The sequence below is a fragment of the Zoogloea sp. LCSB751 genome, assembly GCF_002028455.1.
GTDB lineage: Bacteria > Pseudomonadota > Gammaproteobacteria > Burkholderiales > Rhodocyclaceae > Zoogloea.
This window is the reverse complement of sequence record NZ_MWUM01000717.1, coordinates 1-229: the sequence shown is the minus strand read 5'-3', so window position 1 is coordinate 229 and position 229 is coordinate 1. Positions and strand designations below refer to the sequence as shown.

The following is a 229-nucleotide window of genomic DNA, read 5'->3' as shown; positions in this document are numbered from 1 at the left end:
ACGCTCTTGATGTCGAGGATCACCTGGCGGGCGGTCTGGGCGTTGCCGGCACGCCGGGTCAGGCTGAGGTGGTGATACTTGCCAGTGCGGGCATTGTGCAGGGTCTCCAGCGAGGGGGTGGCCGAGCCAAGCAGGATGGGAATGCCGGCGCGATGGGCCCGCATCACGGCAAGATCCCGGGCGTGGTAACGGAAACCGTCCTGCTGCTTGAAGGAGCCGTCGTGTTCCT

The 229-nt window shown here is 65.9% G+C and carries 1 pseudogene; it reads right to left on the bottom strand.

Going from position 1 to position 229, the window contains the following annotated elements:
* A pseudogene (locus B4920_RS28305) lies at positions 1–229 on the bottom strand (primosomal protein N'); the annotation flags it as partial.